Origin of the sequence: Gluconacetobacter asukensis (assembly GCF_014174375.1) — a bacterium.
Classification (GTDB): Bacteria; Pseudomonadota; Alphaproteobacteria; order Acetobacterales; family Acetobacteraceae; genus Gluconacetobacter; species Gluconacetobacter asukensis.
Genome location: NZ_JABEQE010000032.1, coordinates 1 through 22,137, shown reverse-complemented (window position 1 = coordinate 22,137; position 22,137 = coordinate 1). Strand labels below are relative to the sequence as shown.

At 61.3% G+C, this 22,137-nt stretch carries 22 protein-coding genes and 2 pseudogenes; 9 read left to right on the top strand and 15 right to left on the bottom strand.

The features are described 5' to 3' along the window. Together HLH35_RS19155 and HLH35_RS19150 are read left to right on the top strand one after the other, a co-directional pair. Positions 1 to 349 (top strand): efflux RND transporter permease subunit (locus HLH35_RS19155; RefSeq protein WP_182980665.1); only part of this gene is annotated, 349 nt, incomplete at its 5' end. A 106-nt stretch (positions 350 to 455) separates the two neighbouring features. Then, a complete protein-coding gene (locus HLH35_RS19150) occupies positions 456 to 1,181 on the top strand; it encodes an SDR family NAD(P)-dependent oxidoreductase (RefSeq protein WP_182980664.1) in 726 nt (241 codons plus the stop codon). Positions 1,182 to 1,552: 371 nt separating this feature from the next. Here the strand turns inward: HLH35_RS19150 and HLH35_RS19145 are convergent, their stop codons facing one another. After that, positions 1,553 to 2,476, bottom strand: a complete 924-nt coding sequence (locus HLH35_RS19145) for a ketopantoate reductase family protein (RefSeq protein ID WP_182980663.1) — start codon at positions 2,474 to 2,476, stop codon at positions 1,553 to 1,555. Between the two features lie 202 nt (positions 2,477 to 2,678). Between HLH35_RS19145 and HLH35_RS20085 the strand changes: the two genes are divergently transcribed. Next, positions 2,679 to 2,951, top strand: coding sequence for a hypothetical protein (locus tag HLH35_RS20085; protein ID WP_246385245.1), 273 nt, complete (start codon positions 2,679 to 2,681; stop codon positions 2,949 to 2,951). A gap of 45 nt (positions 2,952 to 2,996) precedes the next feature. Here HLH35_RS20085 and HLH35_RS19135 read toward each other — a convergent pair whose 3' ends face one another. Together HLH35_RS19135 and HLH35_RS19130 are read right to left on the bottom strand one after the other, a co-directional pair. Continuing rightward, positions 2,997 to 4,136 (bottom strand): metallophosphoesterase, encoded by a 1,140-nt coding sequence (locus HLH35_RS19135; RefSeq protein WP_182980662.1) that lies wholly within the window; start codon positions 4,134 to 4,136, stop codon positions 2,997 to 2,999. 4 nt (positions 4,137 to 4,140) lie between these two features. Beyond that, positions 4,141 to 4,989, bottom strand: a complete 849-nt coding sequence (locus HLH35_RS19130; RefSeq protein WP_182980661.1) for a helix-turn-helix transcriptional regulator — start codon at positions 4,987 to 4,989, stop codon at positions 4,141 to 4,143. Between the two features lie 94 nt (positions 4,990 to 5,083). Between HLH35_RS19130 and HLH35_RS19125 the strand changes: the two genes are divergently transcribed. Beyond that, complete coding sequence (locus HLH35_RS19125; RefSeq protein WP_182980660.1) at positions 5,084 to 5,968, top strand: SDR family oxidoreductase; 885 nt, start codon at positions 5,084 to 5,086, stop codon at positions 5,966 to 5,968. Here HLH35_RS19125 and HLH35_RS19120 read toward each other — a convergent pair. Next, positions 5,956 to 6,381, bottom strand: a complete 426-nt coding sequence (locus HLH35_RS19120; RefSeq protein WP_182980659.1) for a winged helix-turn-helix transcriptional regulator — start codon at positions 6,379 to 6,381, stop codon at positions 5,956 to 5,958. The two genes, HLH35_RS19125 and HLH35_RS19120, sit on opposite strands and share 13 nt — an antisense overlap. A gap of 77 nt (positions 6,382 to 6,458) precedes the next feature. Here HLH35_RS19120 and HLH35_RS19115 point away from each other — a divergent pair, with 77 nt between their 5' ends. Then, on the top strand, positions 6,459 to 7,328 hold the full coding sequence (locus HLH35_RS19115) for an SDR family oxidoreductase (RefSeq protein ID WP_182980658.1): 870 nt from the start codon (positions 6,459 to 6,461) through the stop codon (positions 7,326 to 7,328). Positions 7,329 to 7,664: 336 nt separating this feature from the next. On the opposite strand, the gene HLH35_RS19110 is transcribed toward HLH35_RS19115, so the two are convergent. Then, positions 7,665 to 8,114: an SRPBCC domain-containing protein gene (locus HLH35_RS19110; RefSeq protein ID WP_182980657.1), complete on the bottom strand. Its 450-nt coding sequence runs from the start codon at positions 8,112 to 8,114 to the stop codon at positions 7,665 to 7,667. 132 nt (positions 8,115 to 8,246) lie between these two features. On the opposite strand from HLH35_RS19110, the gene HLH35_RS19105 reads away from it, so the two are divergent. Next, the gene (locus HLH35_RS19105; RefSeq protein WP_182980656.1) at positions 8,247 to 9,125 is read left to right on the top strand and encodes a LysR family transcriptional regulator; all 879 of its coding nucleotides are present in this window, start codon (positions 8,247 to 8,249) and stop codon (positions 9,123 to 9,125) included. Between the two features lie 281 nt (positions 9,126 to 9,406). On the opposite strand, the gene HLH35_RS19100 is transcribed toward HLH35_RS19105, so the two are convergent. The 4 genes from HLH35_RS19100 to HLH35_RS19090 all read right to left on the bottom strand — a co-directional run bounded on the left by HLH35_RS19100 (position 9,407) and on the right by HLH35_RS19090 (position 12,520). Next, entirely contained in the window at positions 9,407 to 10,243 is an 837-nt protein-coding gene (locus HLH35_RS19100; protein WP_182980655.1) for an alpha/beta fold hydrolase, read from the bottom strand. Positions 10,244 to 10,316: 73 nt separating this feature from the next. Continuing rightward, on the bottom strand, positions 10,317 to 10,673 hold the full coding sequence (locus HLH35_RS20080; protein ID WP_246385244.1) for a hypothetical protein: 357 nt from the start codon (positions 10,671 to 10,673) through the stop codon (positions 10,317 to 10,319). A gap of 27 nt (positions 10,674 to 10,700) precedes the next feature. Continuing rightward, positions 10,701 to 11,231 (bottom strand): hypothetical protein, encoded by a 531-nt coding sequence (locus tag HLH35_RS20075; RefSeq protein WP_246385243.1) that lies wholly within the window; start codon positions 11,229 to 11,231, stop codon positions 10,701 to 10,703. Continuing rightward, positions 11,228 to 12,520 (bottom strand): NADH:flavin oxidoreductase/NADH oxidase family protein, encoded by a 1,293-nt coding sequence (locus HLH35_RS19090; protein ID WP_182980654.1) that lies wholly within the window; start codon positions 12,518 to 12,520, stop codon positions 11,228 to 11,230. Before HLH35_RS19090 ends, HLH35_RS20075 begins: the two co-directional genes overlap by 4 nt. Positions 12,521 to 12,611: 91 nt before the next feature. On the opposite strand from HLH35_RS19090, the gene HLH35_RS19085 reads away from it, so the two are divergent. After that, a complete protein-coding gene (locus HLH35_RS19085; protein ID WP_182980653.1) occupies positions 12,612 to 13,058 on the top strand; it encodes a MerR family transcriptional regulator in 447 nt (148 codons plus the stop codon). On the opposite strand, the gene HLH35_RS19080 is transcribed toward HLH35_RS19085, so the two are convergent. Then, complete coding sequence (locus tag HLH35_RS19080) at positions 13,038 to 13,727, bottom strand: type 1 glutamine amidotransferase domain-containing protein (RefSeq protein ID WP_182980652.1); 690 nt, start codon at positions 13,725 to 13,727, stop codon at positions 13,038 to 13,040. The genes HLH35_RS19085 and HLH35_RS19080 overlap by 21 nt on opposite strands. Positions 13,728 to 14,040: 313 nt before the next feature. On the opposite strand from HLH35_RS19080, the gene HLH35_RS19075 reads away from it, so the two are divergent. Further along, a complete protein-coding gene (locus HLH35_RS19075) occupies positions 14,041 to 18,447 on the top strand; it encodes an NACHT domain-containing protein (RefSeq protein ID WP_182980651.1) in 4,407 nt (1,468 codons plus the stop codon). A 407-nt stretch (positions 18,448 to 18,854) separates the two neighbouring features. On the opposite strand, the gene HLH35_RS19070 is transcribed toward HLH35_RS19075, so the two are convergent. Next, complete coding sequence (locus tag HLH35_RS19070; RefSeq protein WP_182980666.1) at positions 18,855 to 18,995, bottom strand: hypothetical protein; 141 nt, start codon at positions 18,993 to 18,995, stop codon at positions 18,855 to 18,857. 223 nt (positions 18,996 to 19,218) lie between these two features. On the opposite strand from HLH35_RS19070, the gene HLH35_RS19065 reads away from it, so the two are divergent. Beyond that, positions 19,219 to 19,860, top strand: coding sequence for a Shedu anti-phage system protein SduA domain-containing protein (locus HLH35_RS19065; RefSeq protein WP_182980650.1), 642 nt, complete (start codon positions 19,219 to 19,221; stop codon positions 19,858 to 19,860). 67 nt (positions 19,861 to 19,927) lie between these two features. On the opposite strand, the gene HLH35_RS19060 is transcribed toward HLH35_RS19065, so the two are convergent. The 4 genes and pseudogenes from HLH35_RS19060 to HLH35_RS19045 all read right to left on the bottom strand — a co-directional run. After that, complete coding sequence (locus HLH35_RS19060; RefSeq protein ID WP_182980649.1) at positions 19,928 to 20,071, bottom strand: hypothetical protein; 144 nt, start codon at positions 20,069 to 20,071, stop codon at positions 19,928 to 19,930. Positions 20,072 to 20,447: 376 nt separating this feature from the next. Then, positions 20,448 to 21,205, bottom strand: a pseudogene (locus HLH35_RS19055) (IS5 family transposase). Between the two features lie 269 nt (positions 21,206 to 21,474). Then, on the bottom strand, positions 21,475 to 21,912 hold the full coding sequence (locus HLH35_RS19050) for a hypothetical protein (RefSeq protein WP_182980647.1): 438 nt from the start codon (positions 21,910 to 21,912) through the stop codon (positions 21,475 to 21,477). Between the two features lie 133 nt (positions 21,913 to 22,045). Then, positions 22,046 to 22,137, bottom strand: a pseudogene (locus HLH35_RS19045) (IS5/IS1182 family transposase); the annotation flags it as partial.

Genomic DNA, 22,137 nt, shown 5'->3' with positions numbered 1-22,137 from the left:
CCTGATGCGCAACACGCTGATCCTGATCGGACAGATCAAGGTCAATCAGGCGGCGGGGCTCGATCCGTTCCATTCGGTGGTCGAGGCGACCGTGCAGCGTGCCCGCCCGGTCATTCTGACGGCCCTGGCGGCCGTGCTGGCCTTCATCCCGCTGACGGAATCGGTGTTCTGGGGTTCGCTGGCCTATACGCTGATCGGCGGTACGGCGGCCGGCACGGGGCTGATCCTGATGTTCCTGCCGGCGCTTTATGCGATCTGGTATCGCATCGGACCTATGAAGGATAGCGAACCCGGGGAACCGGCGGTCGATCCACACTTCACCGGTGCTCGCGTGCAAGAGGGTGAGTGAATGGAAAAAGTGAATAGCAATCCATTGGCCCTTCGACATGGGGCGTGGGACCCGCGAGGACCGCCTCGCGGATCAATTCACCCCCACTATCAGTCGGAGAAAGACTATGTCCCTTTCGAATAAAACTGTTTTGATTACGGGCGCGAACCGCGGCATCGGCGCGGCGATCTTACGGGAAATGCTGAAGGCCGATGTAGCGAAAATCTACGCTACCGCACGCGATCCGCATACGCTCCCTTCGTTTGGAGACCCCCGAGTGATCCCGTTGCAGCTCGATATCACGAGTAATGCGTCGGTAAATGCGGTAGTCAGTACTGCGAAGGATGTCGATGTTCTCGTCAACAATGCTGGAACACTCGCCCTCGGCGATTATCTCAGCAGTGACTGGGAATCTTTCGAAAATGACATGCACACTAATTTTTTTGGCACTCTCCGTGTTCTGCGGGCTTTCACCCCACAGTTTGTAGCCCGCAGGTCCGGTACAATCGCGAATGTGATTAGCGTCGTTGGCCTTTCGGCGGTTCCCTTGATGGCCGGTTATTCAGCTTCCAAAGCGGCTCTGCATTCGATCACCCAGTCCCTGCGCGGAACCTTGGAAAAGGACAACATCACAGTCATTGGTATTTATCCTGGACCAATCGACACTGATTTAGCGAGATCGGTGCCATACCCGGAAAAGGCCACACCCGAATCCGCGGCAGCTAATATCGTTAGAGGTATCATCGACGGGCAGACCTACATCTTCCCGGATCACCTGGCACAACAGATCGAAGGACTATGGTCGACAGACAACCGGAAGTTGGAATACGTCGCTTTGCATCTTGGAGGCTAATTTGTTCTTACTAGACAAGTAGGCGGCGGATACGTGGCGGGTGTCTCATAAGTTGCTGATTTGGCAAACGAATTGGGTTTCTAAGTTTTCCGTTTGCCTGATGGCGCTGAGCCACTCGCCATATCCAAGATGATCTGCTTTACGTGCCTCATTCCTGATGGAATGCTCTCGGGGCGTAAAGCAGAGGCTACTCAGATCGACGGCGGCGCAGCGCTGGTCTGAGTGCTCAAAGCCTTTGACCGATTGACCTCTTGCACGGTCGGCCGGACGGATCTCAGAAGGCCGGAGAAAATTTGTGCGTATCTAAAACGACATGAAACGTATCGAGCGCCTAAGTTCCGATAACTCCGCGAAGCGCCTTCGGGTAGATCCTACTTTCTTCTCTGTTCGTAGACACTGAGATTGAGATTGGTCAGATCGAGAATCGGTGTGGCAATCTGATGCGCGCGGGCACGCTTCACGAGGTCGCCAATGATCTGCGTCGCCTCAATGGGAGCGCCCTGCGACAGATCACGGAACATGGACGATGTCAGGGACGATTCCTTTGCCGTCAGCAGCCGGACGATACCGCCCAGAGTTTCCTCGGTGAGCGGATATCCGGCCGCCGCAGCAATCGAAGCGCATTCGCCGATCGTCGACCGCGCAAAATCCTCACCCGCAGGCGCGCTGGCCACTTCCCCCACGGTGGCCCGCATCAGGCAACATACGGTGCCCAGCGATGCCAGCAGAGCCCATTTGTTCCACATCTCCTGAATGATGTGGTCCGACAATATAGTCTCGAAGCCAGGACCGGAGAGAGCGTCCTTGAGGTTCCGGATCGTGGCGTTGTCGCCAGCGGATCGTGGGCCAAAGGTCAGTTTGGGGAGTGATCCCACTTGAACGACTTGTCCTTCAGAATCCAATTTGCTGACGATGAAACACGTCCCGCCCAGGACCTTCGGATCTCCGAAACGCTCTGCCAGCACATCGAGATGCCGCATGCCATTGAGAAGGGGTACGATGCGCGTGTCCGGGCCGACGGCGGCGGCGAAATCGTCCATCGCGGACGCGAGGGAGTATGCCTTTACGCTGAGAAGAATGACGTCATAAGGGCCATCGATATCGTCGGATGTCACCATTTGCGGCGCGAGGGTCGCATCCCCCAGCGGACTGATCAGCCGGAGCCCATCCGTACGCAGTTGCCGCAGCCGGGTGGGACGCACCAGGAATGTTACGTCATGTCCCGCTGTTGCCATTCGAGCCCCAAAATAGCCCCCAACCGCACCTGCGCCGACGATCAGAACTTTTGGCTTCATGATGTCGTTCCTTGCTCCGGGACTGCCGCGCTGCGGATACCGTGACGGCAGTTTTATCTTTGATACCATTAATGCGCACTGTTCATGAACAGGGACATTGGAGTGGGGAAGTCGTCGGAGGAGAGGCCATGCGCTCAAGCGCAAGCCACCTGTCGCTGGATTGGGAGCTGATGTTCACGCGTCCGATGTTGAGACGGCGGATATGGCCGCACAAGGCGCGCTGTTGAACGAGATCGCCGCGCCGGTGGATGCAGGGCGTATTCGCACGACGCTGTATGGCGAGGAGGTGCGGCGGACCAACCGCATCGTGCTGCCCAGCCGCCCGGATTCGGGCCTTGGCTATGAATATCTGCCGGAAGAGGAGGTCTCGGCATGCAAATTCGCCGCCATCACCGCCATGGTCCATGATGACAACGGGAAAGAAGTTGTGGACTGGGCCCATCTGCAATGTGCCAGCGGGGTCTGCCCGATTTAGGTGGGTAGCATCTCGGGATAGATGGCGCGCCGGACGAATTTCCTCTCAACCGGGTTCGGGCACCCGGTCTGGCTCTATCGATCGCAGGCAGAACCGCGTGATCTCGGATGGTTTTCCAATCCGGAGCGCGAAGCCGGGCCATAGGCCGGTGCCGTTGCTGACATAGAGCGTCATGCCGCCGATATCGTAGCGGCCGGATACGAACCCGTTGTTGCCGCGTGCGACGAGGCGATCGAGGCCCGGAAGCATGCCGCCATGCGTATGACCCGACAGTTGAAGGGCAATGCCGCACTCGGCAGCGGATCGCGCATTGCGCGGCTGATGATCGAGCAGCACGACCGGCGCGCCTGGGGGCCTGCCATCAAGCGCCGCGTCGAGGTCCGGGCCGGCATGGCCATGCCCGGGCGCGGACAGATCCGTCACACCGGCGACGACCAGATGGGTGGCGCCTCGCGTGACGACTGCATGGGTGTTTGCAAGCATGCGCATGCCCAGATCCGACAGATGGCGCATCCACTCGGCGTAATCGAAAAAATATTCATGATTGCCGGGGACCGCGAGAACCCCGTCCGGGGCCTGCAACCCTTGCAGCGGCGCGATGTCGGTGCGGCGCATGGCCACCGAGCCGTCGATGAAATCGCCCGTCACGACGATCAGATCGGCTTCGGCGGCGTTGGCCCGTGCCACAACCGCCCGGCTCCACGCGGTTGGAAAAAGTCGGCTGACATGCAGGTCGCTCAACTGGAGCAGCCGATAGCCTTCGAACGATGGCGGCAAGTCCGCGATTCGGACCGTCACGTCCCTGATCGGGGGAACGCGGAGCGCATTGGCGACGCCGACGGCGGCAAGCAGGCCAGCGAGGCCGCCAGCCGCTTCGCGGGCGCCGTCAGGAATATGAACCGGCCGCCATCGTGCCAACGCCGTAACCAGGGCGCCGAGATCGAGCGCGATCTGGAAAAGGGCCAGAAACAGGATGGCCCCGAACGCCCAGTTGAACACAATGACAAGGGGGCGGGGGAACTCGGGCGCGAAGACGGAGCCCGAGGAAAGCCGGGACCAGAAATGATATTGCGAGGCCACCAGCAGCAGAATGGCCGCAGGCATCTTCACCCAGAGGGGAAGGGTCAGCGGCCAGAGCCAGTTCAGGATGACGATCAGGCAGGGAAGAGCGAAGATAAGGCGCAAATTGTCAGGTTCCTTGAGGCAGGGTGGCGTCGACGGCGACACTGAGTTTCTCGGCGTCGGCCGGTGTCGCAGGGTTGTAGACGACCAGGGTCAGGTCCGGCCGGCCATCGACCGAAAATGTCGAGTGTTCGAAGGCGAAGGGGCCGAGAACCGGGTGTTCGATGTGCTTGATGATGTCAGCGGGCGCCTCGCTGACGCTGTTCTCATGCCACATCGTGTGAAATTCGGGGCTGAGCCGGCAGAGTTCCGTCACCAGGGGCGCGACCTCGTCCGCCGCGCCGGCGCGCGCCGTTGCGATGCGGAAGGCGCCGATAACGTAGCGTGCCATGCTTTCCCAGTCGGGCTGCATGGCGCGGGAGCGCGGATCGAGGAAGATGATCCGCAGGATGTTGCGCTCTGCCGGTGGCAGGGCGCTGTAATCCCCCAGCATGATGGTCGCCGCCCGGTTCCAGGCCGGCACATCCCAGGTCGCGGTCCGGATCAGCGCCGGGCTAGGATCCAGCGCGTCGAGCACGCGTTGCAGGCGCGGCGTGACGGTACCGCTCTTGCGATACCGCGCATCGGGAGGGCGACCGAGGCCGAGCAGGAACAGATGCTCGCGCTCGACATCGGTCAGCATCAGGGCGCGCGCGATCCGGTTCAGCACATCGGCTGACGGGGCGCCCCCACGCCCCTGTTCCAGCCAGGTGTACCAAGTCGGGCTGATATTGGCCCGCTGTGCAACCTCCTCGCGCCGCAGGCCGGGCGTGCGGCGGCGTTCCGAGGGAAGGCCGAAGGCTGCCGGATCGAGCTTCGCGCGACGATCCTTCAGCCAGGTGCCGAGCCGTTTGCCGCCGTCCTGATGCTCGCTCATCCTGTTAGTCTCTATAATACGATAAGATCACTACTTTAACAGAATAGGGCATAGACCGAGATCTGTCTTCACCAGAAAACGGGAGACTTCGCTCATGCGTATATTCGTCACCGGTGCAACCGGATTCATCGGCATGCCGACCGTCAGGGAACTGATCGCCGCTGGTCATGACGTGCTTGGCCTGGCCCGTTCGGATGACGGGGCGCGCGCCCTCGCCGCCGTCGGCGCGCAGGTGCAGCGCGGCGCGCTCGAGGATCTCGACAGCCTGCAAAAAGGGGCAATGGCGTCGGACGCCGTGATTCATCTGGCCTTTATCCACGACTGGTCGAACTTCATGGCAAGCTGCGAAACGGATCGCCGCGCCATCGAGGCGCTCGGGTCCGCGCTTGCCGGATCCGACAAGCCGTTCCTGGCCACGGGCGGGCTGGCAGGACTGGCACCGCCGGGACAGGTGACGACCGAAAACGATGTGATTCTGCCGGACTTCCCGTTCCCGCGCGTGTCCGAACAGACGGCGCTGGCGCTGATCCCGCAAGGTATCCGCGCGTCGGTGGTACGCCTGCCGCAGGTCCACGACAGGGCGAAGCAGGGGCTTATCACGCCTCTTATCGAGACGTTCCGTCAGAACGGCACCTGCGCCTATGTGGGCGAGGGGCGTAATCTCTGGCCTGCCGCGCATGTTCTCGACGTCGCCCGTCTTTACAGGCTGGCCATCGAAAAGGGGGCCACGGGCGCGGCCTGGCATGCGGTGGCCGAAGAGGGCGTGGCGATGCGCGATATCGTCGACACGCTTGGCCGGCGCCTGGACCTGCCGGTCCGATCCATCATGCTCGAAGAAGCGCCTGCCTTCTTCGGACGCGTCGCGATGTTTGCGGGCTTCGACATGCGCGCTTCCAGCGCACTGACGCGGCAGGCACTGGGATGGGTACCGACCGGCCCGGGGCTGATTGCCGATCTGGAACAGCTTCAGGACGCTTGATCGAACGCCAGACGGGCCTCCCGGATCGCGGCATGGCTCTGATTGGCCCATCGGACAAGGGAGGTCAGCGGTTCGAGGATCGTAACACCAAGAGGCGTCAGTCGGTATTCGACGCTTGGCGGCTTGGTGGGAAACACCGTGCGCGCGATCAGGCCATCACGCTCCAGATCGCGGAGGGTCTGCGTCAGCATCCGCTTGGAAATGTCCGGGATCGCGCGCTGCACGGCGCTGAACCGGTGCGGGCCCCCGGCGAGGGTGCCCAGGATCAGCGTCGACCACTTATCGCCGATGCGATCGAGCACGTCCCGCACCGGGCATTGTGGATCGACCGGCTGGCCGGGCTGCCGGTCGGCGAACAATTGGACGGTGGCATCGAATGCCGGGGCGGTTACTTTTGCCTCACCCTGTCCCAAAATCCTGCCTCCTTCACGCCGTCTGTGGTCTCACTTAATTACCTTGTGTCGATTGCGAACCACAAGGAAGACCGACCATGCCCACCGCACCCACGCTCTTCGTCAGCGCTGCCACCGGCCATCTCGGAGGCCTGGTCATCGATGCACTGCTTGAGACGCTGCCCGCCAGTGCCATCGTGGCGGGCGTACGCGATCCCGCCAAGGAGGCGGCGGTCGCAATCCGCAACAAGGGCGTGGAGGTCCGCGTGGCCGACTATGCCCAGCCGGAGACACTGGCCAGTGCGCTCGCGGGCGTCGACCGGCTGCTCCTGATTTCCGGCAGCGAAATCGGCCAGCGCACGGCACAGCACCGCAACGTCATCGCCGCAGCGAAGGACGCGGGTGTCGGCCTGATCGCCTATACCAGCATCCTTCATGCGGACACGTCCCCCCTGTTCCTCGCGGAAGAGCATCGCGATACGGAAACCGCGTTGAAAGCGTCCGGCATACCGTTCGTGCTGCTGCGGAATGGCTGGTACACCGAGGTCTATACGTGGCGGATCGCACCTGCCCTGCAGCATGGTGTGTTCCTTGGCGCCTCCGGGGAGGGACGTATCTCGTCCGCCGCCCGCGCCGACTATGCCAGGGCCGCGGCGGTCGTGCTGGCTGGCGACGACCATGCCGGCCGCACCTACGAATTGGCCGGTGATACATCCTACACGCTGGCCGAGTTCGTTGCGGCGGTAGCCGAGGCCTCGGGGAAGCCGCTCCCCTATCGGAACATGGACCCGGACGCGTATCGAACGGCGCTGCTCGGAGCCGGCGTGCCGGAGCTGTTTGCCACGATCCTGTCGGACACCGACGCGGGCGTGGCAAAGGGGGCACTGTTTGACGACGGCGGCGAACTCACCCGGCTGATTGGCCGGCCAACCATCCCCTTCGGCGTTACCGTAGCAGAGTTCTTTTAGAGCACCTTCAGGCTCCGTAAGGAGAGGCGGTTCGACGCCATTTCCGGGACGGTCGGCGCGATATGAAGGCTCCGCTCTATTTGAAGACGGGAACGGACGTATCGCGCGGGCGATTGGTGATCTGCTGCCGGCCTGGTCGGAACGGAGCACTCAGCGTTTCTGCAGCCTGCTGGCGCAGATTCGTCAGGAGCAAAAGGACGACGACACGATTCTGGACGCGACCTAGAAAGGCGAGCGCTGACAGCGCCCGGTGGTTGAGCTGGTTTCCTGCGGTGCCGCACCGATCTGAACCGCTGATTGCCAACTTCGCCGTGCTGTCGGGATATCTGGTCGATGTCACGCCGCTTCGGCACGGGATTTCAGGGCCCGGTTCATTTTGATGAACTCGGCCCGAACCGTCTCAACGTCATAGAACCAGAGCAGAACCCCGGCGAACGCTTCGCTTTGGCGGAACAATGTTCCATGGCCAGTTTGCGTGATCTTGAAATCATGGGTTCCGGTCAACAATCCGGGCACCCCCCAGAGGCGGCCGATCCACTGCAACCTCCGGCCCGGCATGACGGTGACGACCTCGGGATGAAACACCATTCCGCCGCCAGCCTTGTCTCCACCGAGACAGACGGTCAGTCGCTGACGAGGCTCCAGGCGCCCGGTCAGTTTGCGAATGAAGGGATTCCAGGACGGATAAGCTTCCGTATCTGTCAATACTGACCATACACGTTCGGGGGAAGCCGCTATCTCGATTTGCGTGTCGATATTACGTCGTGGACCAGGAAAGTTCGACAAGGATCCGTCTCCAAAAAACGTTGGAATGACTAGAAAAAACACATTTTGTTGTGTTCTTCATGCCCGCAGAGTAATGCCTTGCCTGGCAGGCAGGGTATTGCCCATCATGGCAGATCAACTCTACAATTTCGTATGGATCAGATCGACTGGCATCTCTGGCGAAGCTTTGCGGCAGCGTGCCGCGCCGGCTCCCTGTCGGGAGCGGCGCGCGCTCTGGGGACGACACAACCGACGGTCAGCCGTCAGATCGCCCAGTTGGAAGCAATGATCGGTCAGACGCTCTTTACGCGATCAAAGTCGGGGCTTGTGCCGACCGCTCATGCAAGCGCCCTGATGCCGATCGCGGCATCCATGATCGATCAGGCGCATACCCTCGAGCGGCTGGCGAAATCGGCCAGTGCTGCCGAAACGACGACGCTGACCATCACTGCCAGCCAGATCACCGGCACGATGGTCCTGCCGCCGATCCTGGCGGCTTTTCTTGACGGCCATCCGACGACGCGCATCACTTTATCCCTGACCGATGCCGTCGAGAACATACTCGAACGCAAAGCCGATGTGGCCGTTCGTCACACCGAGCCGACACAGCAGGAATTATGGGGCCGCAAGGTCGGCACGGTGCCGATCAAGCTGTATGCCCATCGAGACTACGTGCAACGCCACGGCGTACCGCACGACTTTACCGAGCTTTCCCGGCATCGTCTGATCGCGTCGTCCGCCCATTTGCGTCGTCTCCCCGAACTGATGGCACTTGGCCAACGCCCGGCCCTCGACTGCAGTGACGATGTCGGATTGCTGGCAGCCCTACGTGCGGGCGTCGGTATCGGTTATTGCCAAACGCCCATTGCGCAGGATAACCCGGACCTCGTGCCGATCTTGCCAGACTATATACCCGCCAGTCTGCCCTTCTGGATTGTTACCCATCGCGACCTCCGCAACGTTCTCAATGTGCGTGACGTGATGCGGCATGTGGGAGAAGGCTTGAACGCGTATTGCCGTCGCTCACTCTGAGGTCCAATCGGCTCATCGCGCTCCTGCGTCCTACCGCCGATGTGACAGCACCACGGCTGCAAACGAGATGGAAAACCGCTTCCGCCCTCAAATACGGCATACAGCGTCTCGATGTGTGCAACGTAAAGCGGACTGTCAGAATTATCTGATCTTCATCATCTTCTTCTCGGCATCATGGAGAGCGTGATATCGGGTGGACCCGACTTCTTCCAGCATTATGAGCGTTTACTCACTCCAAAATGCGGGGGGCACCATGCGCCACCCCGCGAATGAATGGCCGCTCAGCCTTTGATAAAGGCCAGGATATCGGCATTGATCGTATCGGCATGGGTCGTGTGCATGCCATGCGGAAAACCCGGATAGATCTTCAGCGTGCTGCCCTCGATCAACTGATGCTGAAGGAGCGCCGCGTTCCTGTAGGGCACGACCTGATCGTCATCGCCCTGCATCACGAGGGTGGGTACCGTGAACGCCTTCAGATCCTCGGTCTGGTCGGTTTCGGAGAACGCCTTGATGCCTTCGTAATGGGCCTTGGCGCTGCCCATCATGCCCTGGCGCCACCAGTTGCGGATCGTGCCGTCGGAAATCTCCGCGCCAGAACGGTTGAAGCCGTAGAACGGGCCGGTCGGCACGTCGAGGAAGAACTGCGCTCGATTGGCGGCCAGCGCGGCGCGCAACCCGTCCAGCACCTCGATCGGCGCGCCCTCGGGGCTGCGATCCGTCTTGACCATCAGCGGCGGAACGGCACTGATCAGAACCGCCTTCGCGACGCGGCCCTGGGGCTGGCCGAACTGCGCGACATAGCGCGCGACCTGGCCGCCACCGGTCGAGTGACCGACATGGACGGCATTCTTCAGGTCAAGCATCTCCATCACCGCCGAGGCATCGGCGGCGTAGTGGTCCATGTCATGGCCCTCGCTCACCTGCGACGAGCGTCCGTGCCCACGCCGGTCATGAGCGATGACCCGAAAGCCCTTCGACAGGAAAAACAGCATCTGCGCGTCCCAATCGTCCGCGCTGAGCGGCCAGCCATGATGGAAGGCGATCGGCTGGGCGTCCTTCGGTCCCCAGTCCTTGTAAAAAATCTGTACACCATCCTGTGTCGTTACGAATGACATGGACTGTTCCTCCGTCTGGTTGATGAAAGGGTTACGTCAGGATCAGCGTGATGAAGGCAGGCGCTGATCCTTTTCATCCGGATCCGGGCATGGTGAACGGCTCGGGCATGTTCAGCACCAGCTGCGCATCCCGAACGACATCGAGCCGCAATGGTCTTGCAACGCCCAGGCCGCCCAGAAGATCGCTCATCGGGCCGCCATGGCGCGACAGGGTGACATCGCGCGGCAGCATTCTCTGCGCGAAGGACAGCGTGTTCGAATGGACAGTCGTCCTGTGCCAGCGCCCGTCGATCTGATGGATCATCGTGTTGGCACCCATATGCGATTGTGACGGTACATCGACGAAAGCCGGTGCCGGTGCCCACAGGGTCAGGTCCGGGGTCCCATCGGGCGCGTGTGTGGCTGCCCGCACTTCGGCTCCAATCGTCACGCTGATCCCGGCCAGCCATTTGGGAAGCTAGTAGCATTCCACGCCCCGCACGCGGGCAATCTCGGTCGTGACGGGAAGGGCGAGCACATGGGCGTGGAAACTACGGCGCCGTATCGCCGCCGCCAGTTCCAGCGCGTGCGGACCACATGCGCCGGGTCTGCGGATGACGATGGCGACGGAGGCTTCGTCGTACGGATCGTTGTCGCAGACGGCGTAGGAAAAGAACGTCAGCGCCACCAGGCCGTATCCGGGGCAGACGCGCAGCGGATCGAGCGGCTCCGGCAAAATCGCCTTCAGGCGGGAAACAGGCGCCGACATGAGGAGTTGCACGCTGCTGCTACGATAATAGAAATTCGGCGCCCATACGGGCCCGATCCGGGACTCTATTTTCTGTTTCGGGATACGGCGGAAGAAGTCGATGTTTCCCGCCGCCGGATCGCGTGCGATGGCGTCGAGGTCCGGGTTGGAGCGGAAACGGTCGTAATAGCCTCCGGCCAGGACCGGTACCTTGTGGCCGCCGAACGCCACATCGATGGTGCGTCCGTCCATGTCGGTCATGCCTTGCCGCCAAGGGGGCGCATGGTCATACCGGCTGCCGTGTCTCCAGCCTTCCGGGGCGGAGCGCCGTTTACCATCCATGCGCGGTAGGCCCGCGCCTGCCTACGGCCTGTCAGTTGCGCCCGGATGAAGGCCATGAGAGGCGAGACAAGCGGTCTTGTCGGTCGGCCGGAGGCAAGTCGGGCCATCTGGTACCGCACGGCTGCCATGTGCGCCGCCGATGCGAGGGCCTTGTTCTTCCAGCCGATCGGCTTCAGCGCGGGCGCGTCGTCGTGCCCCTGCTTCCATCGTTTCGGCAGGTCGGGTTCGATCGCCAGAGCGGTGGCCATGCCCGCCATGGCGATGCTGCTGTCGATCACCTTTTCGGCGACCGCGCGCCGCCGGATGCCCCCCGTCACCATCAGCGGCATGGTGGCGACAGTTTTGATCTCGCGGGCGAAATCGAGGAAATAGGCCTCGCGCGCCAGCGTGCGTTCGTCGCGCGCAGTGCCCATCATCGCGGGTGCCTCGTAGCTGCCGCCCGACAGTTCGACGAGATCGACGCCGAGGCCATCCAGCATGCGCACGACGGAGCGGGCATCCTCTGGCGAAAAGCCTCCGCGCTGGAAATCGGCGGAGTTGAGTTTGACCGCGACCGAAAACGTCGGCCGTACCGCCGCGCGCGTGTCACGCACGATGTCGAGCAGCAGGCGCGCCCGGTTTTCGAGGCTGCCGCCCCACTGGTCGGTCCGGCGGTTGGCGAGCGGGGAGAGAAACTGGCTGAGCAGATAGCCATGGGCGGCGTGGATCTCGACGCCGGCGAAACCGGCCCGTTCGGCCAGCCGCGCGGTATTGACGAAACGCTGCTGTACGTCCGCGATATCGGCCGCCGTCATGGCGCGCGGCATCGGAAACATCTTCGACTGCCGGCCGAGATCAAGGGGGATGGCGGACGGCGCGAGGGTTTCCCGCCCGAGGCTCGCCGGCATCTGCCGACCGGGGTGGTTGATCTGCATCCAGATCTGGCTGTCACCGGCCCGCGCGGTGTCCGACCAGGTACGGAAGCGGTCAAGATGCCTGTCATTCTCCAGCACCACGCCTGCCGGCCCGGTCATGGCCCTGGCGTCGATCATCACATTGCCGGTGATGACCAGACCTGCTCCCCCCTGTCCCCAGGCACGATACAGGCGAATCAGTTCGTCGGACGGTGCATGATCGGCATCGGCCATATTCTCTTCCATTGCCGCCTTGGCGAGACGGTTGGGAATGACGGCGCCATTGGGCAACGTCAGGGGCGAAAACAGAGGCATGGACCGGACTCCACGAGAAACGTTCTGGGCAGAGCCTGACATTCAAGTTAACTTTAAGGTCAAGAGATGATTTCACGGAGGGGGAAGCGTCGTGAAGATCGGGGAACTGGCACAGCGGAGCGGTTTGACGCCCTCGCGTATCCGCTTCTACGAGAGGATCGGTTTGCTGAAGGCCGTGGATCGCAAGGCGAACGGCTATCGGTCCTATCCGGCGGAGGCTGTTACAATCCTGGGCCTGATCGCCCTCGCTCAGGGCGCGGGCTTCAGTCTTGACGAAATTCGTGCGCTGCTGCCCGTCGATCTGGAACATTGGGAGCACGACGCATTGGTCGGCGCGCTGACCCGCAAGGTCGCGGATATCGAGACGCTGCAAGCCCGGCTCGCGCGGAGCAAGGCGCATCTGCTGCACGTCATCGACGAGATCGAAGCCCGTCCGGACGATATCGACTGCGCCACCAATGCCCGCCGGGTGCTGACCCGGCTGCTGGGCGAAGATGCTGAAATGCCGGTCGCTTCCTTACGCGCGAAGCAATTCTGAAACCCGGCGCGCGGTCGCTTTGGCGGAAGCCGGGTTCTGCCCGGTGATCAGCCGGCCATCGGCGACCACATGGGGCACGAACGGCAGCAATGCCTTGTCGTAGAGAGCCCCGCGTGCCTTCATCTCCGCTTCCGCGTTGTAGGGCATCTCCTTCGCCACGCCGGCGAGAACTTCCTCGGTCCAGGAGAAACCCGTGATGCGTTGGCCGGATGCCAGTAGCGTGCCATCCGACAATCGGGTATTCAGCAAACCGCAATAGCCATGGCAGACGGCGGAGACGATACCGCCCCCTTCCCAGATGGCACGGGTGATGGCCTGCAAACCCGCACTGTCGGGAAAGTCCCACATCACGCCATGACCTCCGGTAAAATAGATGGCCTCATAGCTGGCTGCATCGATCTCGTCGGGTCGCGCGGTGGATGAAAGCAATGCCATCCGTGTCGGGTCGTTCAGCCATGCCTTTGCGGAGGCATCGAGCAGGGGCCATTTCAGCGCACGGGGTTCCAGCGGTGACGGTCCCCCTGCGGGGCTCATAAGGCGCTGTTCGTAGCCCTGAGCCGCGAAGACATCCCAGGCATGACTCAGTTCCGACAGCCACAAGCCCGTCGGGTGCGACGGGTCGGTATAATGAGCGACGTTGGTGATGACGTGAAGGATGCGCTTGCTCATGACCGGAACGTCCCCAAGATGAATGGGTAAATTGTCTCTAACCTTTAACCTAGGTTCATGGTCAAGCGATCATAAATTCACACGCGGGATGGCAGGAGCGGCGTCGCTTTGAACCGAGAGCCGACATTCCGTCCTCCGGGCCAAAACCGCCTGTCAGTTAGCCACCCTTCCGGGAGTGTCGGAAAGCGAGAAGGGGACGATGCTCGTGCTGCCAGCGCCGATCCATTTCGATTGTCCGAGATAGAGCCTTTCGGCGCGCGCTTTTGGCGGCATCCCCCGTGCGGATTAGGGCCGTAACGACTATATACGTGTCATGTCTGGAAACCTTGACGATTTCATTGAGCTGGATCGTACCTTCCGCGATCTCGCCATCTCCGATGAGCATGGTGACGAGGCTAAGATGGTGCGGCTTTTCGCGCGAGAGGCATCGACGCGCTGGGCGGATCTCTTGGCCGAGCCGCGCGTCATCGTGCTTGCCGAGGCTGGTTCGGGAAAGACGGAGGAGATCCGGCATATCTGCTGTCGCCAACGCGCCGAGGGCAAGCCGGCCTTCTTCCTGCGCATCGAGCATGTCGTCGACGATTTCGAGACGAGCTTCGAGGAAGGGGATCTGGAGGAGTTCGAGGCATGGCTCAAGTCGGGCGATCAAGGTTGGCTCTTCCTCGATTCCGTGGATGAGGCACGTCTGCGCGACCCGAAGGATTTCGAGCGCGCCATCCGCCGCATCGGCAAGCGGATCGAGCGTGCCCTGCAGCGCACGCATATCGTCATCACGGGTCGCACGGAGGCGTGGCGCCCTGTGACCGACCTCCTCTTGTGCCGGACCAACCTGCGTTGGGATGCGCTGGCGAAAGCACCCGACGAGGCGCCCGCGCCCCAGGGGGAATATGCGGTCGCGACCGAGCATGCGGCAAAGCGCGAGAATAAGCACGCCCCGTTCCGCATCGTGACTCTCGAGGATCTGCACGGCGCTCAGGTCGAGACCTTCGCGATCGCCAAGGGCGTGGCCGACATCAAGGCCTTCACCAAAGCTGTAGAGCGAGCCGAGGCGTGGTCGTTCACGACCAGGCCGCTCGATCTTGCCGAGACCGTCGAGTTCTGGAACGATCACCAGCGGATCGGCTCTCGGTTCGACCTGATGACGAGCAGCATCGCCAAGCGCCTCGAAGAGCGGGATCAGGACCGGGCCGACGCACGGCCGATCGCGGTCGATCGTATTCGCGAAGGCGCCCGCCTCCTCGCCGCAGCCACCACGCTCTGCCAGGAATCGGCCATACGCGTACCCGACGGGGACAAGAATGCCTTAGGTCTTCCGATCAAGGACGTCCTCACCAACTGGAACGATCAGGACTGCGCGATCCTGCTGTCCCGGCCAATCTTCGATCCGGGCATCTATGGCACGAAGCGGTTCCACCATCGTTCTGTGCGGGAATATCTGACCGCCGAATGGCTGCATTCACTGCTGGTCGACGAGGGCTCGCGCGCGAAGATCGAGGGGCTGTTTTTCCGCAAGCAATATGGCATCGAAGTCATCGTGCCGACGATGCGGCCGGTGCTCCCGTGGCTTGCGGCACTCGATCGGCGGATCCTCGACAGAGTCGTGGCGCTCGCGCCCGAGGTGCTGTTCGAAGGCGGGGACCCCGCCAAGCTGCCGCTCGACACGCGGCGTCACATCCTGCGCCAGACCTGTGAACAGGTCGCGCAGCCCGCGCACGGCCGCTCGATGATGGAATATCAGGCGGTCCAGCGCTTCGCCAACCCCGATCTCGCCGAGGAGATCGGGGCGCTCCTCGATCAATATGCAGCAGACGACGACATCACCTGGTTCCTGCTGCGCATGGTCTATCAAGGCGGCATCGACGCCCTCGCCGCCAAGGCCAAGCACTTCGCGCTCACGTCCCGCGCCAAGTATACCCGCATCGCCGCGATCCGCGCGGTGTTCGCGGTCGGCACGCCCGCCGATGCTGCAGACATCCGCAATGCCTTCCTGAGGGAGGGGCCGGAGCTGTCGCGCGACTGGTTGGGCGAGTTGCTGGCCGATCTCCCCCATGACGAGGCGGCGATCGGGTGGCTGTTGCAGGCGCTCGGGGCGACCGCGCGAAAGAACGAACACGAGGTCGATCCCCTGGCTGATCCGCTCGGCCATCTAGTCGACGAGCTGCCGGTCGCGATGCTCGGCGGGCTGATGGACGGCCTTGTCACGCTTCTGCTCCGAGAGCCCGTCGTCGAGGAGCGGCATTGCGAGATATCGAAAGCCTATGGCTGGCTCGCCGCGACGGCCGCCCGCGTTGCCGTGCGCCTGATCGAGGCGCGTGAACCGGCGGCACTTGCACTCTCGACGCTGTCCGCACTGCGGCTGCTTCCGATCGTCCGCGATTATGGTTGCCGCCATTTTGAAGATATGCGCAAGGATCTGCCCGACCTCGTGCAAGGGTGGCCGGAGCTCAACCATGCGCTGTTCTGGCATTCGGTCGAACAGGAACGGACGTGGCGCGAGGACAAACAAGAACAGCGCCTTGTCGACTGGTGGCATGTCTCGATCTTCGGTCGCTACTGGGCCTTCGGGCCGGACAGCTTCGATGCGATCGCGGCCGACATCGAGGGACGACCGCTGCTCGACGATCGCCTCGTCGGGCTAACCCTCGCCTTCAATCTCTATGTTACCGGCAAGCGACCGCGCAAATGGCGCGAACGGTTGAAGCGTCTGGCGGCAAAGGACGAGGCGGTGAGCGAGAAGCTGGAATCACTTCTCCATCCGCCCGCCGGTGAGCTTGCGAAATTTCGCAAGCAGGCGGTTCAGTGGAAACAGCGTAATGCGCGGATTGTCGCCGCTCGGGAGAAACAGCTCGAGCGCGACAAGATGCTCCTCGCCGAGCGCGTCGATCAAATTCGGGATCCGGGCAAGCCGGCTATTCTCACTCAAGACCAGGCCTATCTGATGGAGCGGATGCGGTCGGCGGGGCGGGACGATCACAACCACTGGACCGATGGCAACTGGCGTTCGCTGGTTGACACCTATGGCGAGCTTGTTGCGACCGCATTCCGTGACGCTGCGGTGCGCTTCTGGCGCGAGTTCAAGCCGAAAACCCGATCGCGGGGCGCCTCAACAAATCAGACGCCCTACACGGTCATCTTCGGCCTGATCGGGATCGCAATCGAGGCGCGCGAGGCGGAGGATTGGCATAAGACGCTGACGCCGACAGAAGCGGCGCAGGCGGCGCGCTACGGACTCGCCGAGCTGAACGGCTTCCCGGTCTGGTTCCCGGACCTGTATGACGCGTTTCCCGACGCGGTCGCCGACGTGCTGCTGACCGAGATCCAGCACGAGCTCCAGGTTGAGCAGGCCGTCGGCGAGAGCCATTACGTCCTATACGACATGGCCTGGCATGGCGCGTTCGCGCGCGACCAGATTGCACCGGCGCTGCTGCCCGCCTTACGCGCCAAACGCATTAATCCGCGTAATCTCACCTATCTCCTGTCGATCGTGCAGGGTTCATCTGTGCCGGACGCGAACATCGCCGAGATCGCCGCGCGCAAGGCGGCGGGGAAATATGATCCGGACTTTACCCCGATCTGGTACGCGACCTGGGCCGGTGTCGATCCCGACGCCGCGATCCCTGCCGTCGCGGCGCGCCTCGCCGCGCTGAACGATCCCGCCGAACAGACCAACCTCGCACTACGCTTCGTCGTCGCGCTGCTTGGCGGCCGCCAGCAAGAGGGTCGGGCGCGGCTCGCCTACCGCACCGTCGAGCATATGAAGACGCTCTACCTCCTAATGGCGAAATATATTCGCGAGGAAGAGGATATCGACCGATCCGGCGGCGGCGTCTATTCGCCGGGCCTGCGCGACGACGCCCAAGAAGCGCGCAATGCGCTCTTCACCTTCATCTGCGAGATGCCGGGCAAGGAAGCCTATCTCGCGCTCATGGAAATGGCACGCGCGCACCCGGCGGTGAAGTCACGACCGTGGATGAGCTTGCACGCCAAGACGAAGGCGACTCTCGATGCCGACTTCGCGCCGTGGAATCCGGGTCAGGTCAAGGAATTCAACGACGCGCGCGTCGCTACGCCGACCAATCATCGCGAGCTCTGGTATTTCGGCGTGGAGCGGCTTGAGGCGCTGAAATACGATCTCGAGCATGGCGACGAGAGCATCGCCTCGATTCTGCAGGGGACCGACCAGGAGACCGAATTCCGCAAGTTCATCGGCGGCTGGCTGCGCGACCACGCCGGAGGACGCTACAGCATCCCGCCCGAGGAAGAGCTTGCCGATGCCAAGCGACCCGATCTGCGGTTCCGAGGCGCAGGGTTCGACGCGCCGGTCCCGGTCGAGCTGAAGGTCGCCGACAATTGGACGGGTCCGCATCTGTTCGAGCGCATGGAGGTCCAGCTCGGCGGGGACTATCTGCGCGATGCTCGCTCAAGCCGGGGCATTTTCCTACTCGTCTATGTCGGCATCAAGCGTAGCTGGGATGTGCCGGGTGGCGGCCGCGCCGAGAGTTTCGAGGCGCTGCTCGCGGCGCTGCGCCAGCATTGGGCGGTGCTTGCGAGCCAATATCCCAATGTCGAGGATCTCGCCGTCGTCGGGATCGACCTGACCCGTCGTGGCCTCGATACCAAGACGGTCAAGCAGAAGAGCGAGGCGCGCAAGGCCGCGGAAAAGGCGACCAAACCGGCGTCGAGGAAGGCGGCGGGAAAGAAGGGGCCGGTGAGGCCCTGACGGGCATTCCGCCGCTGCACGCGCATTCACCGCGACGGTCGCTCTCTTTGTTCAGGAGCTAAACTCAGGTTCGGTGACAGGAAATAATCGCGGGCCGAACTGCTGCTTCCAGCAATACCGACCGCTAATATCCGATTGCCGGACGGTGTATGCTGGTTGGTAGGCGTCATGAACTTGAACACTGCGAGTGGCCGCTTTCGGTCATGCTTCGCCAATAACCGACATTCTGCTCACCCCCTCTTAACTGTCTGTCCGCTCAAGGAACGTGAAGCGGACAGACGGCAACCGCCTCATCACAGACTTGTTTACGTGAATGCGGTCATTCCGTAAGCGGACATTGCCATGAGATCTTGCCAGATATGGCGCCAGGCATCTTGCATGGTCTTCTCAATCTGCCCTTTCTCCCATCAGGCTGCCGGATTGCGGAAGGTCGTCTCGAACAGATAATGGCCGGATAGGGCCATGAAGCGCAGGTTGATCGACGGATACAAGCAATCGGACGGGTCTCCGTTCTGGACGTACACGGCCAGCCGATTCATTGCGGTCATGCGACTTGATGGCCACCCGCTAGATATTGTTGCCGCATCAGACATGGCGACAGCTGAAGATATCCTCGCTCAGTTCGATTGAGGAAGGCGACAGCAATGCCAGTCTATTTCATCGGGCAAGGGGCAATTATCTCCTATAGCATTGAGTGGAGGTCAGTAGACAGATCAGTTGACTATTTCTAACAGCTGGAAGAAGCTAGGCGCAGGCAGAGGTTGGAGAAAAATGAAGCGCGTTCTGAAGGAGCAAATTTGGAGTGAATTCATCGAACTGATGGACGCTACGCCACCTCACTCTGAGGAAGTTTTTCATCAATTTTTGGTAAAATACCCGGCATTGATTCCAGTTTGGCGTCCGTTAGACGGCGTTGTCTATTCCAAGTTCAAGCTTGGCAATGAGCACGTTACGGATTTCGCCTTTGTGCGAGACGATACACCAGGGCTACGCTGGACATTTATTGAAATTGAAAAGCCGAGTGATAGGTTGCTTCGAAAAGACGGCTCGCCCACAGCGGCTCTGACGCACGCAATTGGACAACTTCATCAATGGACTGAATGGTTCCGAAATAACTTGGATTATGTAAAAAATAACTGGCCGCATGGAACGCGGGCGCGAAAGATTGGAATGGCAGACCCTCATTTCATTCTAGTTATGGGGAGGAGAGAAGGGGATTTGTGGGAAAAGCGAGCACTGCTTCAGCGCTTTGGCGGCGGCGTGCAGGTGCGAACCTTCGACGGCTTAAAGCATAATTTAAGCAGTCCTGCTGTGGACAATGATGCTACTCTTCGGTGTCTCTCTTACTCATCATCTGGTTGGGATAAATTACTTTCTTCAATGAAATTAGAAATATCATATTATTCGACTTGAATTACGACTTTCCCAAGTTGCCTCATCAATGATCACCGGATCGGTGGCAACTTCATGCCCTGCGGGGTCACGGAATACGAACCAAGCGCTTGATTTTCGTTCTGCGCATTGAGCAAGGATTAGCGCTGAAGTCGGACCAGACCACGGTCCATTCATCGATGCCGCTTCGGTCAATCACGGCGATTTCAGGGGGAAGGGCATGGATGTCCATCCTGTTCCTTCTGGGTGCCGGATGTCTGAAGAATTGGTATGGTGCCACTGGATGCAGGTAGCCTCGTCCACTAACGTTGAGAGTGGCAAGGCTTTCAAACCCACCTCCTTTTCAATGCCTGTGCATCTAAGTGCGATTTGGCAGCCAAGTGACCTTTCCGTGCGCAGTCAGGGACTGCCGCGCCGTCGCGAAAACGGGATCGGGACTGTGGCAAAGAGTCTGATCGATCTTCATTTAATTCGGGAATGAATGGCCGCTTTCCGTCATTCCTCACCGTTAGCCGGTATTCCGCTTACCCCCCTGATCTGCCTGTCTGCTCAACGGAAACAGAGCAGACAGGCGGTAGTCGCCTCATATCGGTCGTTAGGGCCCGGACTCATAACCAGTAGCTGACGGCCGCGACGAGGCAGATGGCGGCGTGGAAGTTAGTGGCATTGCGATCGTAACGTGTCGCGATGCGGCGGAAGTCCTTGAGGCGGTTGAACATGCGCTCAATGGCATTTCGCGTCCGATAAAGGACCGGCGAAAAGCAGTTCTTCCAGACCCGGTTGACCTTGGGCGGGATGTTCGGCGCGGCGCCCTTGTCCTCGATCTGTCGACGCACCGCGTTGGTGTCGTAGCCCTTGTCGCCGTGGATCAGCCGGACGTTCGAGACCTGTTCCAGCAGCGGGACCGCTGCCGTGCAATCCGCGACGTTGCCGCCGGTCAGCACGAAGGCGACCGGACGGCAGGCGGCATCCGTCAGCGCGTGGATCTTGGTCGTGCGCCCGCCACGCGATCGGCCGATGGCCTGGTGTCGCTCCCCCTTTTTCCGCCGGAGGCGCAGCGATGGGCCTTCACGGCAGAACTGTCGATCAGAAGTTCGGCAGGCGGTCCACCGCTCTGCGCCAGCGCCTCGAACAGGCGCGTCCAGACGCCTTTCGCAGCCCAGCGCTGAAACCGATTGTAGAGCGTCTTGCGCGGGCCATACGCGGACGGCGCATCCTTCCACCGCGCGCCGGACAGCATGATCTGAATGATGCCGCTGATCACGCGTCGATCATCCACACGCGGCTTGCCACGCGTATCGGTGGGCAGATGCGGCGCAATCCGCGCAAACTGCCGGTCCGAAAGCCAGAAAAGGTCAGCGTCCATCGCTCATCTCCTTTCAGAGAAAGCGAATCACAGGCCGCTCACAATGGGAATCCCTTTATGGGTCCGGGCCCTAGCGGAGAGTCCGCTATTGGAATGGTGGCTCGAAGCTGGCTATGAGGAATTTGGGCACAGAGCTGAATTGGCGAAACGGGCCGTGAACAGAAAATGTCGCCTTGTCGGACGATCACTGAGCACTGAGACCAAGCGGACATTGTCGCCACGCATGGCTTCGGCAGATCCTCACGCAGCATCGTCAGTACGGGCGGCTCTTAGGGAGCCAAGCCAACCCTATCTACTTCGGTCACAAATTGGATTTTCGAGTTAAAGGCCGAGGTGTTACCCAGCGCCATACGAAGGACATTGTAGGCGTAGTACGTAAAATCCTCGATCAACTCGCTCTCACGATGCCTTTTCTCCAGTTGAGGCTGCTCTTTTAGCCAGTAGATTTGCCGGACAATTTGCTTAACAGCTTCACGGTCAGCCTCTCCGTGAGCGAGAAGGAAGCTCATCCGATTGGCGACGCTATGCGCCCGTGGTTCCATTTCATGCTTGAGCAGAACGCCTTCGAGGGCAGACAGACAGTTTTGCAGGCGATCCAGCGGGTCCACCAAGGTCGTGCCTTTGCTGTAGGTAAGGAGGCTCGCCCGCACGACTAGGGCAAACTCGCTCAGACCCTCTGGCTCTATGAGAGAAGCTGCAACGTCCATGAGGCCAGACTTGAGCTTCGAAATCTGCCGCGCAGGTAGACGCCAGTACCCCACATGTTTCGGGAGGACTCGTTGATTGAGGACAAAGCTACCCTCGCTTAACACGATCAGTTTAGAGTCCGTTTGAGAATGGTCATGGGTGGACAATTCTGCGGAGCATGAGGCTACCGAGAGCGACATGGATCATTGCCTCCGAGACGTCGATCCTCTGCTCGTAATCCCGAA